Source organism: Bacillus sp. F9_6S_D1_P_5, assembly GCF_054823925.1.
Window position 1 is genome coordinate 432729 of record NZ_JBTREW010000001.1, and the last position, 16140, is coordinate 448868.

14 protein-coding genes and 3 pseudogenes are annotated in these 16140 nt (G+C 35.3%); 14 read left to right on the forward strand and 3 right to left on the reverse strand.

The window, feature by feature from the left end:
• Nucleotides 1–60: 60 nt before the first annotated feature.
• The gene (locus tag ACUXEY_RS02155; protein WP_461299970.1) at nucleotides 61–1311 is read right to left on the reverse strand and encodes an MFS transporter; all 1251 of its coding nucleotides are present in this window, start codon (nucleotides 1309–1311) and stop codon (nucleotides 61–63) included.
• Nucleotides 1312–1535: 224 nt separating this feature from the next.
• Here ACUXEY_RS02155 and ACUXEY_RS02160 point away from each other — a divergent pair, with 224 nt between their 5' ends.
• From ACUXEY_RS02160 to ACUXEY_RS02175, 4 genes and pseudogenes are all read left to right on the forward strand, one after another.
• A complete protein-coding gene (locus ACUXEY_RS02160; RefSeq protein ID WP_461299971.1) occupies nucleotides 1536–2117 on the forward strand; it encodes a TetR/AcrR family transcriptional regulator in 582 nt (193 codons plus the stop codon).
• 23 nt (nucleotides 2118–2140) lie between these two features.
• Nucleotides 2141–2293 (forward strand): annotated as a pseudogene (locus tag ACUXEY_RS02165) (S-layer homology domain-containing protein); the annotation flags it as partial.
• Nucleotides 2294–2582: 289 nt separating this feature from the next.
• Entirely contained in the window at nucleotides 2583–3332 is a 750-nt protein-coding gene (locus tag ACUXEY_RS02170) for a DnaD domain-containing protein (RefSeq protein WP_166705407.1), read from the forward strand.
• A gap of 73 nt (nucleotides 3333–3405) precedes the next feature.
• On the forward strand, nucleotides 3406–5796 hold the full coding sequence (locus ACUXEY_RS02175) for a penicillin acylase family protein (RefSeq protein ID WP_429602552.1): 2391 nt from the start codon (nucleotides 3406–3408) through the stop codon (nucleotides 5794–5796).
• Nucleotides 5797–6102: 306 nt separating this feature from the next.
• On the opposite strand, the gene ACUXEY_RS02180 is transcribed toward ACUXEY_RS02175, so the two are convergent.
• The gene (locus ACUXEY_RS02180) at nucleotides 6103–6261 is read right to left on the reverse strand and encodes a hypothetical protein (protein ID WP_327959377.1); all 159 of its coding nucleotides are present in this window, start codon (nucleotides 6259–6261) and stop codon (nucleotides 6103–6105) included.
• Nucleotides 6262–6581: 320 nt separating this feature from the next.
• On the opposite strand from ACUXEY_RS02180, the gene ACUXEY_RS02185 reads away from it, so the two are divergent.
• The 9 genes and pseudogenes from ACUXEY_RS02185 to ACUXEY_RS02225 all read left to right on the forward strand — a co-directional run.
• Complete coding sequence (locus ACUXEY_RS02185) at nucleotides 6582–7409, forward strand: helix-turn-helix transcriptional regulator (protein WP_461299972.1); 828 nt, start codon at nucleotides 6582–6584, stop codon at nucleotides 7407–7409.
• A 293-nt stretch (nucleotides 7410–7702) separates the two neighbouring features.
• Nucleotides 7703–7942 (forward strand): cupin domain-containing protein, encoded by a 240-nt coding sequence (locus ACUXEY_RS02190; protein ID WP_000997182.1) that lies wholly within the window; start codon nucleotides 7703–7705, stop codon nucleotides 7940–7942.
• 201 nt (nucleotides 7943–8143) lie between these two features.
• Nucleotides 8144–9211 (forward strand): glycoside hydrolase family 113, encoded by a 1068-nt coding sequence (locus ACUXEY_RS02195; protein WP_461299973.1) that lies wholly within the window; start codon nucleotides 8144–8146, stop codon nucleotides 9209–9211.
• An 89-nt stretch (nucleotides 9212–9300) separates the two neighbouring features.
• The gene (locus ACUXEY_RS02200; RefSeq protein ID WP_000670803.1) at nucleotides 9301–9492 is read left to right on the forward strand and encodes a DUF378 domain-containing protein; all 192 of its coding nucleotides are present in this window, start codon (nucleotides 9301–9303) and stop codon (nucleotides 9490–9492) included.
• Nucleotides 9493–9702: 210 nt separating this feature from the next.
• Entirely contained in the window at nucleotides 9703–10785 is a 1083-nt protein-coding gene (gene serC / locus ACUXEY_RS02205) for a 3-phosphoserine/phosphohydroxythreonine transaminase (protein ID WP_461299974.1), read from the forward strand.
• Between the two features lie 12 nt (nucleotides 10786–10797).
• Nucleotides 10798–11970, forward strand: coding sequence for a 3-phosphoglycerate dehydrogenase family protein (locus ACUXEY_RS02210; RefSeq protein ID WP_429602548.1), 1173 nt, complete (start codon nucleotides 10798–10800; stop codon nucleotides 11968–11970).
• A gap of 15 nt (nucleotides 11971–11985) precedes the next feature.
• A complete protein-coding gene (locus ACUXEY_RS02215; protein WP_461299975.1) occupies nucleotides 11986–13233 on the forward strand; it encodes a DUF1015 domain-containing protein in 1248 nt (415 codons plus the stop codon).
• A 145-nt stretch (nucleotides 13234–13378) separates the two neighbouring features.
• Nucleotides 13379–13579, forward strand: a pseudogene (locus tag ACUXEY_RS02220) (DUF4303 domain-containing protein); the annotation flags it as partial.
• A 283-nt stretch (nucleotides 13580–13862) separates the two neighbouring features.
• Nucleotides 13863–13946: pseudogene (locus ACUXEY_RS02225) on the forward strand (N-acetylmuramoyl-L-alanine amidase); the annotation flags it as partial.
• Nucleotides 13947–14179: 233 nt separating this feature from the next.
• On the opposite strand, the gene ACUXEY_RS02230 reads toward ACUXEY_RS02225, so the two are convergent.
• Entirely contained in the window at nucleotides 14180–15475 is a 1296-nt protein-coding gene (locus ACUXEY_RS02230; RefSeq protein WP_048525262.1) for an APC family permease, read from the reverse strand.
• Between the two features lie 150 nt (nucleotides 15476–15625).
• Between ACUXEY_RS02230 and ACUXEY_RS02235 the strand changes: the two genes are divergently transcribed.
• Nucleotides 15626–16066 carry an Lrp/AsnC family transcriptional regulator gene (locus ACUXEY_RS02235; protein WP_166703046.1) on the forward strand — a complete coding sequence of 147 codons (441 nt, stop codon included), beginning with the start codon at nucleotides 15626–15628 and terminating at the stop codon, nucleotides 16064–16066.
• Nucleotides 16067–16140: the final 74 nt, after the last annotated feature.

A 16140-nucleotide genomic window follows, 5' to 3' on the forward strand; every position in this document is an offset into this window, starting at 1 on the left:
GATTTGTGTTAAAAAGAAAACTCTATTCTTGTAGAAAAACACCTATTAAACATAAATGAATTATTCTTCGTTCAGCTGTGAGGATTGCCGTAAGGTTATTATCCAAAATAAAAGAGCACAAGCACTAATAGATACACCTAATATGCATATTCCATCCCAACCATATTTTACATATGTATTTGTTGAAAGAATTGCACCTGTTGCACTACCGATAGAATAAAAAATCATGTAACTGGCAATGAGTCGACTTCTTGCTTCGGGACGCACTGTGAACAGCATACTTTGATTAGTGACATGTACAGCTTGCACAGCTAAATCTAAAAGGATAATGCCGAAAATTAGTAATAATAGAGAGTGATTTATAAGTTTAATTAGGAGCCATGAAAGTACTAATAATGATAAAGCTATGCCAGTTGTTTTTTGTCCGAATCCTTTATCAGCTAATTGTCCAGCCTTAGTAGCAGCTAATGCACCCGCTACTCCAGCAAGGCCGAACGCACCAATAGCTGTATGCGAAAGATTATGTGGTGTAACACTTAGCGGCAATACTAAAGAAGTCCATAAAATACTGAATGAAGTGAAAATAAGCAATGCTAATATTCCGCGAATGCGTAAAAGTCGTTCTTCCATAAATAATAAGAGAACAGAGTATATTAATTTTCGGTAAGACATAGTTGTCACTTTTTTATGTTCAAGAGTAGGTAAATTTCGGTGTAACAAAAAAGTTATGAAGAGTAAAAGGATAGCAGAGGTGAGATAAACGGACCGCCATCCAGCTAAATCCGTTAATATGCCTGCAAATGTACGAGCAAGTAGAATACCTATTACAACGCCACTTGTAACGAAACCTACTATGCGTCCACGTTCTGATGGATTAGCTAAAATTGATGCATATGCGACGAGTGTTTGCGTAACAGTTGCAAGAATTCCTACTAAGGCCATACCTATAAAAAGTACGGTGCTTGAGGAAGCGCATCCGATTATAATTAAAGCGAAAACAGATAAAAGCATTTGGACAATTATTATTTTCTTTTGGTTTAATAAGTCACCAAGTGGAACTAATAAAAGTAATCCGATTGCATAACAAACTTGAGTAATAGTAATCACAATACCGATAGTTGAATGACTAATCTTAAATTCATTTGATAAAGAATCAAGTAGTGGATGAGCGAAGTATATATTTGCTACAGCCATCCCGCAAGCTATTGCGAATAATAGGGGCATATAACGAGACACCGTTGCATGAACAGGTGAATGTATCTGAGTGTGAGTATGTTTTCGAATGGTCATCATTTTTTCTTTACTATTCATAAAATCAGCTCCTTTTTGCATTACTTACAAATAATGTACCGAACGGTATGTTATTTGTAAGTAAAATATAATCTCGAATAAATATATATGTCAAGTTTATTTTGATTTAGTTATGAGTTTTTGACATGTCGTTTATAATCTAATACGATATATAATATACTGATTGGTACATAAATGATGATGTATAGTCTTAATAACTAGATGTAGAAAGGAGATGGTTTTAAATGGCACGACTACGTGAATTTGATGAAGAAAAAGCTTTAGATGCTGCTATGAAACTTTTTTGGGAGAAGGGATACGCAGCTACTTCATTAAGCGATTTAACTGCTAAAATGGAAATACAAAAGCCAAGTTTATATTCAGCCTTTGGTGATAAAGAGGGTTTATTTGAAGCGGCATTAAGGAGATACACAAATTTACATGCAGCTAATATACGAACAAAACTTCAAAACGAACAATCTGTAAAAGAAGCAATTCGGACATTTTTTGAAAATATGGTGGAAGAGGAATATAAAAAAGATTTCAGTAAAGGTTGTTTTTGTATTAACACAATGGTCGAACTTGCTCCTCATAATGAAAAATTTGAAGTATTGACTAGAGAACATCAAATGTATCTTGCAGTTATTTTTCAAGAATTAATTACGAAAGGAATTCGATCAGGAGAACTGCAAAGTGATTTGAACGCTAAAGCAGTAGCACAAACATTAGTCACTTCCTTAATTGGATTAACAGTATTAATGAAATCACGTCCAGAACGTTCCGTTATAGATAATTCGGTATCGCTAATAGTATCGTTAGTAAAATAATTTTTGTATAAGTATGTTTCAATTATTTAATCACATATAAACAGCCTGTTCAACGATTATACAGCTTACAGGTAGTTACTGGTGTTGGAAATAATGAGTTTACTCCTAAAGGTACAACAACTCGTGGTGAAGCAGCTGCCTTTTTAGTGAAGATGTTAAATGCAAGTCAAAAATAGAAAGAACGGTAAAGGAGCTATCCAACATGATAATTTGGAACAGCTCCTTTTTATTTTAGCCTCTATGAAGCCCCTTCCAAGCCCCTTATAAGCACCTATCAAGTAATAAATCACTAAGAAAAAACAAAACAAAAACAACTACAAGAACAAAAAAGCGGGAAAAATAAAACCGGCGTTGTAGTAGTTAAAAAAATTTGGAATTCAAATGCAAAAACAAAGCCCTCATTCCTATATGTATATTGAAGGATTGAATTCTGCCTTTTTATGAATAAAAGGAGGAGGGAAATATATGGCTGTGTACCGTAATGTGCAGGTGAACTTTTGGCAAGATGAATTCATATTAGATTTAACGCCAGAGGAGCGTTATTTTTACATATATTTGTTAACTGGTACGAAAACGAAGCAATGTGGAATTTACGTATTACCGAAACGTTTAGCAGAACTGGAAACAGGGTACAGTATGGAAACTGTTGAGAAGCTGTTAAATAGATTTGTTGAATACGGGAAGATTTTATACGATGTAGAAACGAAAGAGTTATACATACTGAATTGGCTACACTATAACCCTATTTTAAATACGAATGTAGAAAAGTGTGTGTTACGTGAATTAAAGACTGTGAAAAATAAAGAGTTCATACATATATTTTTACGTAAATGTCTTGAAGAAGAATGGAAGATTCCATTATTATTGCAGCATTTTGGTATGCCGAAAGAAGAGGATAATAGTAGTTTAGAAGTAGTTGCTGAGGAGAAGGAAGAGATAGAAGGGGATACTTCGCATAGTGAAGTTTATAAGTTTTACGAACAACATATAAGTAATCTATCTCCATATATCGTGAAGGAATTGAAAGAGTTGATACAAAAGGTTTCAGGAGAGACAGTACTAGAGGCACTTAAAATTGCGTTTGAACAGAATAAGCGGACGCTTGCTTATGTGAAGGGGATTTTGAGGAATTGGTTTAAGAAAGGACGGGGGGATTTCAGTGGAAGAAAGGAAGGTGCACATAAGGGAGATGTATGTAGTTTATATGATCCATAGTCTGGGTTTTTCTACTTTTCTAAAAGGTTCTTCCTTAAATAAAAGCGAATAGTTTGAGAAAGGAGGGGGTTATATGGAAGTCGTCATAAAGAAGAAACGAACTAGAGGTAAGAGAATTTTTATTTGGTGTAGTAGTATCGTTCTTTTATTAGTTATTTGTACAGTAATTTTTTTGAACATATATACGCTTAGTTCAGTGCCGAAGATAGATGGGACGATAAAGCTAGAGGACCTGCAACGTGCTGTTCAGGTAAAGCGGGATAGTAAAGGAGTACCACATATTAAAGCGGAAAATGCGCATGATTTATATTTTTCGCAAGGATATATACAAGCACAAGATCGTTTGTTTCAAATGGATTTAAGTAGAAGGCAAGCTTCTGGAATGTTGAGTGAAGTTGTAGGGGAAGCAGCTGTTGATCGAGATAAGTTGTTTCGAACGCTCGGTTTAAGGCGAGCAGCCGAAGCGTCTGTTAGTCAATATGACGGGGAGGCGAAAGATGCTCTGCAGTCATTTGCTGATGGGATAAATGCTTTTATACGTGAGGCAAAAGAGGAAAAGAAATTACCGGTCGAGTTTACTATATTAGGTTATGAGCCTGCTGAATGGTCCATTGTTGATACGTTAACGATTGGAAAGTATATGGCATTTGATTTAGGCGGACATTGGCACGGACAGGCATTTCGATATTGGGCACTGAAAAATCTACCGAAAGAGCAAGCAAATGAGCTATTTCCTACATATCCGAAAGATGCGCCTAGATTGCTAGCTGAACTCGAGAATACAAATGTGAATGTCGCACAAAGTTTTGCAAAAACGATCATTCCACCAGAGTTTAATGGTAGTAATAACTGGGTTATAAGCGGTGAGAAGAGTGCGTCTGGTAAGCCAATTTTAGCGGATGATCCTCATTTATCTCTTGCGACACCTTCTATTTGGTATCAATCAAAACTTGAAATGAAAGATTTACATGTGAGTGGCGTTATTTTCGCTGGCGTACCGGGTGTTATATTAGGACACAATGACAAAATAGCATGGGGCGTTACGAATACTGGCCCTGATGTGCAAGATTTATATATTGAGAAGCGAAATCCTAATAATGATAATGAATTTTTGTATAAAGATAAGTGGGAAAAAGCTACAGTTGTGGATGAATCTATTAAAGTAAAAGGTGGGAAAACAATTCCGTATAATGTGACGGTTACGAGGCATGGTCCAGTTATTTCAGAGTTTGCGGATAAGGGGAAAGAGAAAACGAAAACAGTATTTGCTTTGAAATGGACTGCTTTGGAGCCTTCTGCTGAATTAAAGGCCGTATTAAATATGAATAAAGCGAAAGATTGGAATGAGTTTGAAACGGCACTTCAAGATTTTCATACACCAACTCAAAACTTTATATTTGCATCAAATGATGGCACAATTGCTTATAAAGCGAACGGAAATATACCAGTGCGTAAAAAAGGAGATGGGAGTTTACCAGTACCAGGGTGGACAGACGAATATGAGTGGGAAGGGTATATCCCATATGATCAACTCCCAAAAGTAATAAATCCAAAACAAGGCTTTATTTCAACTGCGAATAATAAAATTGTGGATGATAATTATCCGTATCATATTAGTAATACGTGGGCACAGCCGTATAGGCAAATGCGTATTCAAGAGTTTTTACAAGAGAAGGAAAAGTATACAGTGAAAGATTTAGAAGAGTTACAGATGGATCAAAAAAATTTATACGGGAAAGAATTTGCCCCTATATTGTTAAAAGAGTTAAATAAAGCATCTTTAAATGAAGTAGAGAAAGAAGGCGTAAAACAATTAACAAAGTGGAATTTTTACGATAGTAAAGATGAAGCGGCCCCATTAATCTTCCATTTGTTAATGAAAGAGATTTCAAATACGTTATTTTCAAAAGAAATTCCGAAAGATTTGATGGAGTTATTTGAAGGGAAGTCGCAAGTTGTTGATGAATTAATTCGAAAAGAAGTAGCAGGAGAACAGAGCGCTTGGTTTACGAAGTACGGCGGCTTCACGAAAGTTGTGCATACTTCGTACGAAAATGTAATGAAGAAATTACAGAAGGAATATGGACCGAATGTTGCAGAGTGGAAGTGGGGCGATTACCATCAACTTGCTTTTACACATCCAATCTCAAAATCATCTAGTATGTTAGCACTACTTGCATTTAATCGCGAAAAACCAGTTCCAATTGGCGGCAGCCAAGTTACCGTTCAAGCAGCGAGTTACGGAGATAACGGTATTGTCAATCACGGAGCTTCTTGGCGATTCGTTATTGATACGAAAGATATGTCAAATGGTTATCATATTGTAGGGCCAGGACAATCAGGACATTTTAGAAGCGATTGGTATCATGATCAAATAGATGATTGGGTAAACGGAACGTATCATACGACTACATTGAATACGGAGGGGATAGAGGGGAAGGTGTTAAATTTAGAGCCGAAGTGATAGGGTGTTTTTGTTTGTGGAGGGGACTAGTAATAATCTTTTTGATAATGAAAGCTTATCATTTAGAACATAACCGAGTTCTTAAATAATTTTAACAGCCAGCCTACTATCATTTAATTTGATAGTAGGCTGTTTCCATATTCGAAATCGTTGTCTACATAGAATGTTTTGGAATAAATGAAGCAAAGCCAATGATGTTTAACATTGTGCAAGAATTAGATATCTACGTAATTTTGAAGAAGAAGATTGAGGGAACTAAAAAACGGCCTAGAATTCTAGACCGTTTTTTTATGATTTACTAATTTTTCAACCATCATCCGTTTTCTCTAGTTCAATTACGATTACTTTTTTAGGATTACCTTTATATGCAGCATCAACAGTTACTGTAGCAACTTCTTCAGGATTACGATTATTTCCACATGCTGCAAGTGCTGTAACTAATAAAGCTGTTACAACTATTAACATAATCATTCCAGTTTTGAGGGGGATTAGTTAACAAAGACCAGGTATTATTTGCAACAGAACTGTCCCTCTGTACCCCTTGTTTCGTCATTTTTCTAGGCCATCCAACTTGACAAATGTTTTTTTATCAAACTACAATGAAAATCATTATCAATAATATAGGGAGGATACTTTTGTCAATAAATGAAAAACAATATATTTATAGGTTAATAATCAGATCTTGTTAAGTCGTATGTACTATTTTTATTTTAGCGTTGCCCAGAATGTACACCAATTAATCTCGCGAATTACAAGAAAACTATCATTGAAATGAGGCGTGCATTGTGAAGTTGGACGTGAATGAGTTAGCGGAGTATCTTGCCAATACTCCTTTCCGAGTAGAAGGAGTATATCGTTATGCTAAAAATCCAGGTGTGCCTTGTGCGGAGTCTACAGATTCTTTCCCAGGATTTGTATTTCCACTTACAGGGAAGACGCAATTTCAATTTAATGGTACGCCATATATCCTTTCCCCAGGAAAAGTTATACATGGGGGTGCAAAAATGACATTAGCCCATAAAATGCTTGGTGAAATAAACTGGGAATATATTCTTGTTTTATATCGGATAAGCAATTCAGAACGAGAAGACTCTGGCTTTATTCATCAGCATTTTGAATTATTAACAGGACAATCTCCTCGTCTTGTCGAATTACTTATGCGTCTTTGGGATGTGTATAATCAGCGTGGAGGCATTTCGATGTTTCAGACCGAAATGCTGTTTCGCGAAGCATTGAATGAAGCTTTATTAAGTGTTGTTAATAGAGAAAACAACTATGAGTCGCATACTTTATTCGAACGAATATCTAGTTATGTCCATAAATACTATTATAAGGATATTACAATAAATACACTTGCAGAACAAAATAATGTTAATCGAAATCGTCTTTCTTACGTGTTTAGAAAGCATGCAGGTATGGGGCCAGCAGAATATTTATTGAACTATCGTATAAAGATGGCTCAAAAAATGTTATGTACAAGTGGTGTGCCTGTACAACAAATTGCGCAGGCTGTTGGAATCACAGACCCTTTTTATTTTAGTAGAGTTTTCAAGAAGCGAGTTGGCATTTCGCCTACTAAATATCGTGAGAAGTTCATCAATAATCCATACTAATGTCAACAGGGGTCCATTCTTATTTGAAAATCAATGTTCTATACTTATGGAGAGTTAAAGGAAACATTGGATTGAAAGAATTTTCATTGAAATCACTCCTTTGTACTATCTGAATGAAAAGTTCTGGCCGGAGCATTTTCTTTTTAAGTGTAATGACGACTTTTTTACTTAGATTACTGTAATATAGTGGAAGTCGAAAATGAGGAGGGATTATTATCCATTACCAACCTATTAAACTAAATGACGAGTTATCTAAAATTAACGATTATTGGTATCCACGAGTGATTAGTGAAATGAATGATGATCAAATTCAGCTTTTTAAAGCTAATGGAGATTTTATATGGCATGAGCATCCTAATACGGATAAGCTATTTATTGTGCTTGAAGGGGAGATGTTCATCGATTTTCGTGATGGACAGGTGAAAATTTCTAAGGGCGAGATGTTTATTGTCCCGAGAGGCGTTGAGCATAAACCTTTCACTGAAAAGGAATCCCACATCATGTTGGTAGAGCCTAAAAGAGAAATGGATTGATAATCGTAAAAAGATAAAAAAGGAACGGATTTCCGTTCCTTTTTTATTTATCTTACTATTTTTAGGGGCTTAGTATGAATAAGGTGTGAATAAAGGATGAATAGCATTTTTATCAATAAAAATTTATTGGATTTTTTGTGGAATATATATGAAACATTGTATAAAATAATCAAGAAAGCCAAAAATTATAGGAGGAAAGTCGTGAAGAAAAATAAGAGTTTAGTAAGTTTTTTAGGAGTGTTTATCATGCTGTTTTCTTTTTATTTTCAAGGAAATGTACAGGCAGATGTAAATACTGTTCAATCTGGGAAAATCAAATCAGGAAATGTAACGGTATGGGAAGTTGGAAATGTGGCGAAAGTGTTAGCTGATGTAGAGCGCTTAAATTTAAATACAGTAAATGTACCGATTCAAGTAGATATTCCGAACGTGACTTCTACGAACATGGTAATTAATCAAGCGCAAAAGCAACAGGCTATTATTTTAATTCAAGAATTATTAAAGCGTAATATTCAAGTTATAGTGGAACCGTTCCCGTATATTCAGCAAGGAAATGTTGGGGAAACGGAATGGAATCCAAGTAATATTAATGATTTCTTCTGGAATTGGAAAACGGTTATTTTGCAAGATATCTTTAATTCGATTACAAGTAAATACAATGTGTACGGAATCAAGATTGCTTCTAATTTCGTGAATATGGAATATGCAGAAGGATATTGGAGCGATACGATTGATTTCGTTCGTCAGCAGTATAAAGGAAATGTTTTGTATCAAATGAATTGGTGGTTAACAGCAAGTTGGGATCCTTCTTATGAAGCGAAGTTTGTAGAGAAAATTAATCGTCCGTATTTAAAAAAGGTGGATATTGTTAGTATCGATAGTTGGTTTGAAGTTTCAGGAAAAAGAAATCCATCATACGAAGAAGTGAAGCAAAGTTTATTTGCTACGACAGTGTATAATCGTGGACAAAATGTTGTGCAGCAGTTGGAACAATTACATAAAGCAACAGGAAAACCGGTTTACTTTGGTGGATTTAACGTTCCGGCACGTGAACTTGGACTGCAAAATCCGTGGAATCCAGATGTTTCTAATGTGTTTTCAAAGGACGTACAATTAAACGGATGGCGCGCTTACCGTGATGTATTAGAACCGAAACCATATTTTAAAGGTTTTTCAATTTGGTTTATTGGCTCTCATAATAGTACGCATGCGTATCAAATACATAGTAAAGAAGCAGAGGCAGTTATTAACGGCTGGTACAGAAAATAAATTTTATAAAATAGGTAAGTTTTGAATTTTACCACATATATTTCTAGTGAAAGGCCTTTCACCATCTTATCACCTAGGGGGCAATCATAATGAAATTTTTGTCTTACCTTACAGTAATTTTGGTGATTCTTGGCGGTTTGAATTGGTTGTTTGTAGCGTTAGATTACAATGTAGTTGAGAAATGGTTTGGTTCTATGCCGGCGCTTGTGGACACTATTTATTGGCTCATTGGTCTTTCTGCTATTTATCAAATTTTTGATCGGTTCTTCACGGACAATTAGCAATTATACTTTATTACTAGAGTGTTAAGTACGATTATGTACTTAACACTTTTTTGTATGTTTATAAAAAGTAGTTTGCACATGCAAGCGATTCCATTGCGTCTTACGCCGTAATAGTGGAAAACAAATTGACTATGTATTATATTTCGGGTTATAATTCAGAAAGTTTAAAAATTAATAAAAATGAGAAATAGGGAGGTTTTCAGGGTGATGGAGAGAGTGTATAATTTTTCAGCTGGACCATCAATACTCCCTTTGCCAGTTTTAGAGAAAGTGCAAAAGGAGCTTGTAAATTATAACGGGGCAGGCATGTCTATTATGGAAATGAGTCATCGGTCTTCTTATTTTCAAAGTATTATAGATGAAGCGAGTAACCTACTTCGTGAATTAATGAACATTCCTAATGAATATGATGTATTGTTTTTACAAGGTGGTGCGTCATTACAATTTTCTATGATACCGTTAAATTTAATGAATACGTATAAAAAAGCAGGGTACGTATTGACTGGCTCATGGTCTAAAAAGGCGCTGCAAGAAGCTGAAAAAGTAGGGGAAGTACAAGTGATTGCTTCTTCTGAACAAGCGAAGTTTACTACAATTCCTAAATTGGATGGTTTACTGAGCGATGAAAAACTAGATTATGTACATATTACAACGAATAATACAATTGAGGGGACGAAATATGTAGAAGTTCCACATTTAGATAAAGTACCGCTCGTTGCGGATATGTCCTCAAATATTTTATCAGAACAATATGATGTTTCGAAGTTTGGTCTTATATATGCGGGAGCGCAAAAGAATTTAGGGCCAGCGGGCTTAACGATTGCTATTATAAAAAGAGATTTAATTGGGGGAGCGGAGCGCTCTTGTCCTACGATGTTAAACTATGAAACTTACAGTAAAAATAACTCCTTATATAATACACCGCCGTCCTTTAGTATTTACGTAACGAAACTTGTACTAGAGTGGCTGAAAGAGCAAGGCGGGGTATCTGCGATTGAAGAACAGAATAGAATGAAATCTTCACTACTTTATAATTTCTTAGATGAATCAAAATTGTTTACTTCACCAGTTGATCCTACGTATCGATCACTTATGAACATTCCGTTTACAACACCGTCAGAAGAGCTGAACAATGAGTTTTTACAAAAAGCGAAAGAACACGGTCTTGTTACGCTAAAAGGACATCGCTCAGTCGGTGGTATGCGCGCTAGTATTTACAATGCGATGCCAGTACACGGCGTACAGCAATTAGTAAATTATATGAAGGAATTTGAGCTTGAGAATAGATAGGGAGATGGGGATATGTTTCGTGTTCAAACGTTAAATCAAATTGCGGAAAAAGGTTTGCAAGTTCTTGGCGGAGAGCGTTATGAAGTAGGGGATAGAATCGACCACCCAGATGGTATTTTACTTCGCAGCTATTCTTTACATCAAGAAGATTTTTCAAAAGATTTAAAGGCGATTGCGAGAGCTGGTGCTGGTGTAAATAATATTCCCGTCGAGCGATGTACAGAAAAAGGGATTGTAGTATTTAATACACCAGGAGCGAATGCCAATGCAGTAAAGGAACTTATTATCGCCAGCCTTATTATGTCTTCACGTAACATTATTAACGGAGTAAGCTGGACGAAAAATTTAGAAGGTGAAGAAGTACCGCAGCTTGTTGAATCAGGAAAGAAACAATTCGTTGGCGCAGAAATTGCAGGGAAGCGTCTAGGGGTTATCGGCCTTGGTGCAATTGGTGCTTTAGTTGCGAACGATGCGTTAGCTTTAGGGATGGACGTTGTCGGATACGATCCTTACATTTCAGTTGAAACTGCATGGCGCCTTTCTACACATGTGCAAAGAGCATTTAGTTTAGATGAAATCTTCGCAACATGTGATTATATTACACTTCATATTCCTCTTACGAATCAAACGAAGGGGATTATTGGTGAACACGCTGTAGAGAAGATGAAAAAAGGTATGCGTTTATTCAATTTCTCTAGAGGAGAACTTGTAGATGAAAAGGTTCTTCAAAAAGCGTTAGAAGAAGAGATTATTGCACATTACGTAACGGACTTCCCGAATGAAAATGTGATAAAGATGAAAAATGTAACAGCGACGCCGCACCTTGGTGCATCTACGTCTGAATCGGAAGAAAATTGTGCGGTCATGGCGGCACGTCAATTACGTGAATATTTAGAGACAGGAAATATTCGTAATTCAGTAAACTATCCAAACGTAGAACTGCCGTATATCGGAAAGAAACGTATTACAATCATGCATCAAAACGTTCCAAACATGGTAGGACAAATTACAGGATGTTTAGCAGAGCATCATATTAATATTGCTGATATGATAAATCGTAGTAAACATTCTTGGGCGTACACAATGATTGATATTGATAACGGAATTGATGATATAATAAAAGAGAATATTGTGGAAAATATAAGCAAAATTACAGGTGTTGTAGCCGTTCGAATGATTGTGTAAAGGAGAGAGGAAAACTTGGCAAAAATCCGACCGTTTCGGGCCATTCGTCCAGTAGAAGAAAAAGCAGCGGAAGTTGCAGCTTTACCGTATGACGTATTAAATAGTGAAGAAGCAAGAGAGGTTGTAAAAGGAAATCCGTATTCTTTCTTACACGTTGATAAAGCAGAAATTGATTTAGACCCGGCACTTTCACCGTACGATGATCGTGTATATGAAAAAGCGGGTGAAAATTTAAATCGGTTTATACGAGAAGAAGTGTTCATTCAAGACGAAGAGCCAGCACTTTACATTTATGAACTGACGATGCAAGGAAGAACACAGTCAGGCCTTGTCGTTTGTACATCTATCGATGAGTATGAAGATGATACAATTAAAAAACACGAAAGAACGCGTCATGAAAAAGAATTAGATCGTATTCGCCACGTAGATGTGTGTGACGCGAATACTGGACCTATCTTTTTAACGTATCGTACAAAAGAAGAGATAAAGCGTTTCATTGCCAGCTGGAAAGAAGAACATGCGCCAATTTATACATTTACAGCAGAAGACGGCGTTAAGCATGTCGCTTGGAAAATAACTGATGAAGAAGTAATTGCAAGTTTAGTAAACTTATTTGAAGATATTCCTAACTTGTATATTGCAGATGGGCATCACCGCTCCGCATCAGCGGCAAAAGTAGGACTCATGCGAAGAGAACAATATCCGAATTACACAGGAGAAGAGGAATTTAATTTCTTCTTATCTGTTTTATTCCCACACGATGAGTTATCCATTTGGGACTATAACCGAGTTGTAAAAGATTTAAACGGTTTATCAGAAGAACAGTTTTTAAAACAAATAGCGCAATATTTTTATGTAGAAGAAGCAGCTGTTTCTCCGTATAAACCAAACGAGCCAAAAACATTTGGAATGTATGTAAACGAGAAGTGGTATAAGCTTACAGTGAAAGAGGAAACGTTTGATGCGAATGATCTTGTGAAAGGTTTAGATGTATCTATTCTGCAAGATCATTTATTAAGCCAAGTACTTGAAATACACGATCCGCGATCTGATTCACGCGTTGATTTTGTTGGAGGGATCCGCGGATTAGAAGAACTAGAGCGCCTTGTAAATAGCGGTGAATACAAAGCAGCGTTCTCACTATATCCGACATCAATGGAATCTTTATTAGCAATCGCAGACGCTGGAGAAGTAATGCCGCCGAAATCAACGTGGTTTGAACCGAAACTGCGTAGTGGGTTGTTTGTACATTCGTTAAAATAAATATAGACTTCTACAGTTTTGAAAAACCGAAATGATTTTTAGTTTCGGTTTTTCTTATTTTGGCTCAGTTAACGTTTCATGTTGATTTTCATGTTAAGATTGAAATATGTAACGACAGGTCGCTACAAAAAATGGAGGAAATACGATGAAAATGCATCTTCAAGAAAGTTTTTATTTTGAATTGAAAAATGCAATTCGTTGTCATTATAACGAACTTATAACTAGGTGTGGTGTTGACACAATATATGGGTACGCCATATTAACAGACGATTGTGTCAGTAGCATTGGACCAGTGGCTAATGAAGAAAGACTAATCAAAGTTAATAAATCGGACCCTTTATACAATGATTCGTTGACATTTATATAAGGTTCATCCATTTCTAAAGGTATTTTCGCTTTGTTGTTTTTCAAAAATAACGGATAAAATTTTCGTATTCACGAACTTAGTTCATAATGGTTGTTGGATAAATTGGAATACCACGTTCCTTTAGAATTTCAGACGTATTATCTTTCTCAAACTACTTTTCTTTAACATATCTCATCTATTATGCTCCTTAGTTGGTTTTCCGGAGTTTATTATAGTTTTAAAAAAACTGCACGAGAACCTATATTTATACTGTTTTGGTGCAGGTTCGCTACAATATAAAATACACAACAGTAAGGATAAAACCTACTTTGTAATTGCAAATGAAACTTGTGTATATGTGAAGTAAGGTGAAAGAGGGCCTGCACATAATCAATCACCCTTTTTTATAACGTTTCTTTGCAGAGATACGTTATAAAAAAGGGTTGTTAATTGAAAGATGAAAAATAACTTCTATTAATCATTCATATTTTATGAAATTACATTGATCTAATTATAAGTCAGTTGAAACTGTACTTATTCCAACCTGGATAGTGCTAATAACAGTATATAATCTGTGGTATTAGTTTATAGGAGTAGAAACTAATTTTCATTTGATGTATTTATTTGATGATTGGTTATAGTACTATACTTCTTATTCATAACTATATAAATCCAACCAATAATTGATAAGATAACCGGATAGAAAATAGCCCAACCACTAAATGAGTATACAATAATACATATAATTAGAGATAGGAAGGCCATCCACCAACCAATATCACGCACTTTTAATAATTTAAGAGCAGCTAGCATTGTAAAAATATATGATGTAATAAATATTACACTAGGACCTTTAAGAAGCATTTCTAAATTTGGTCGTGCCATACCATAAAAAATTAAAATACAACTAAAAATTCCTCCTAAAACTAGTAATACCCTAGTTGGAGTTTGAAATTGAGAATGTAACTTAGCAAAGAAGGAAGGGAAATGTCCTTCTCTAGCTTGAGCGTAAATCATCCTTGAAAAACCCGCAATGTTAGCATGTACAGCACTAAACGAAATGAAAATTGCTAAGATAGTTGTTATATAGGTACCTATCGGTCCTATTCCTTTTGATATTAGAATACTAAGGGAAGCTATCTGATTCTTATCACCATATGAGTGGGTTCCTATTGTTACAAAAGATATAGCAATGTACATAATGGAGATACAAATTGCTCCTAAAAATAAACTAATGGAAATATCTTTAGCGGGTCTTTTAAATTCTTCAGCTAATGGGGTTATCATTTCCCACCCTACAAAGGAGAAAAAGATAATTACAGAAGAAGCGCCAACGGAAGACCACCCGTTTGGTACAAATGGTGTAAAAGAACTTAATTTTACATATGGTATAGAAACGATAACAGCGACAACTATTAAAAGTGAAATAATACAAATTACAAACACACTAACTTTTGACGATAGTTCTATCCCTTTTATATGTAGGAGCAAAGAGGTAATTAAAATTAATGCTGCAATTCCTATAACACTAAGATTGCTTATTGGAAAAATATATCCAATATAATGGGCACCTGTTAAAGCAATAATAGGCACTCCAATAGGAATAGATCCTAACATAATCCACCCTAGGATTGCACTCGTATTTGCATTAAATGCCATCTGAACATAAGCTGTAATTCCTCCAGCACTAGGAATCATTTTAGCAAGACGCGCTAGAGTTGCTACAATAGGAAAAGCTAATATAGACATGATAACCCAAGATAAAATTGAAGCTGGTCCAGCGCTATTTGCAGTAATTGAAGGTAAAATAAGGATTCCACAGCCTAACACAGCTCCGATGGTTAATGCGGTCCCCTGCACCCAAGTAATTGAACGTTTCAATGATTGTTGTGTCAAGATTCTCAGCCTCTCTTTCATTAATTGATATTAATTATATAAAGTTTTAAAAAAGGATAACATGCTATAATTTATGTATTAATTATAATTTTCTTAAAAAATTTAAGAATTATTAAATGTTTTCTTAATTAATCAAGGGGAGGTCCAGCAATGGATGAAACAGATTTAAAGATTCTTTCTCATCTTCAAGAAAATGCACGTTTAAGTATGGTTGAAATAGGAAAACTGGTAGGTTTGAGTTCCCCTTCTGTTACAGAACGAGTTAGAAGACTAGAAGAACAGGAGGTTATTACAAGTTATCGCACGATTGTTAATCCGAAAGAATTAAAAAAACATATTACTGCGTTTGTTTTGATGGAACCAAAGGATTGCAACAAATATAAAAAATTCGCAATGGAACATTCAGATGTTGTCGAATGTCACCGTATTGCCGGTATGTATAGTTATCTAACAAAGGTAGTGACGGAATCTGTACATACACTCGAAGACTATATTAATTTGTGCTTAGAGTATGGGAAGCCAACAACCTTAATAGTACTTTCTTCTCCAGTAAAACATAAATCATTTTTTACAGAGAGTGAAAAACTTTAATTACATATGAGAGATTATTCTAAATAAAAAGCGTAAAATTAATGCCTAATGGGAAATACTCCTATTAGGTATTA

What these genes read in the sequence shown, in the direction of transcription:
- ACUXEY_RS02155 (WP_461299970.1), bottom strand. Translation starts at nt 1,311, where the DNA reads ATGAATAGTAAAGAAAAAATGATGACCATTCGAAAACATACTCACACT.
- ACUXEY_RS02160 (WP_461299971.1), top strand. Translation starts at nt 1,536, where the DNA reads ATGGCACGACTACGTGAATTTGATGAAGAAAAAGCTTTAGATGCTGCT.
- ACUXEY_RS02170 (WP_166705407.1), top strand. Translation starts at nt 2,583, where the DNA reads ATGGCTGTGTACCGTAATGTGCAGGTGAACTTTTGGCAAGATGAATTC.
- ACUXEY_RS02175 (WP_429602552.1), top strand. Translation starts at nt 3,406, where the DNA reads ATGGAAGTCGTCATAAAGAAGAAACGAACTAGAGGTAAGAGAATTTTT.
- ACUXEY_RS02180 (WP_327959377.1), bottom strand. Translation starts at nt 6,261, where the DNA reads ATGTTAATAGTTGTAACAGCTTTATTAGTTACAGCACTTGCAGCATGT.
- ACUXEY_RS02190 (WP_000997182.1), top strand. Translation starts at nt 7,703, where the DNA reads ATGAATGATGATCAAATTCAGCTTTTTAAAGCTAATGGAGATTTTATA.
- ACUXEY_RS02200 (WP_000670803.1), top strand. Translation starts at nt 9,301, where the DNA reads ATGAAATTTTTGTCTTACCTTACAGTAATTTTGGTGATTCTTGGCGGT.
- serC (WP_461299974.1), top strand. Translation starts at nt 9,703, where the DNA reads ATGGAGAGAGTGTATAATTTTTCAGCTGGACCATCAATACTCCCTTTG.
- ACUXEY_RS02210 (WP_429602548.1), top strand. Translation starts at nt 10,798, where the DNA reads ATGTTTCGTGTTCAAACGTTAAATCAAATTGCGGAAAAAGGTTTGCAA.
- ACUXEY_RS02235 (WP_166703046.1), top strand. Translation starts at nt 15,626, where the DNA reads ATGGATGAAACAGATTTAAAGATTCTTTCTCATCTTCAAGAAAATGCA.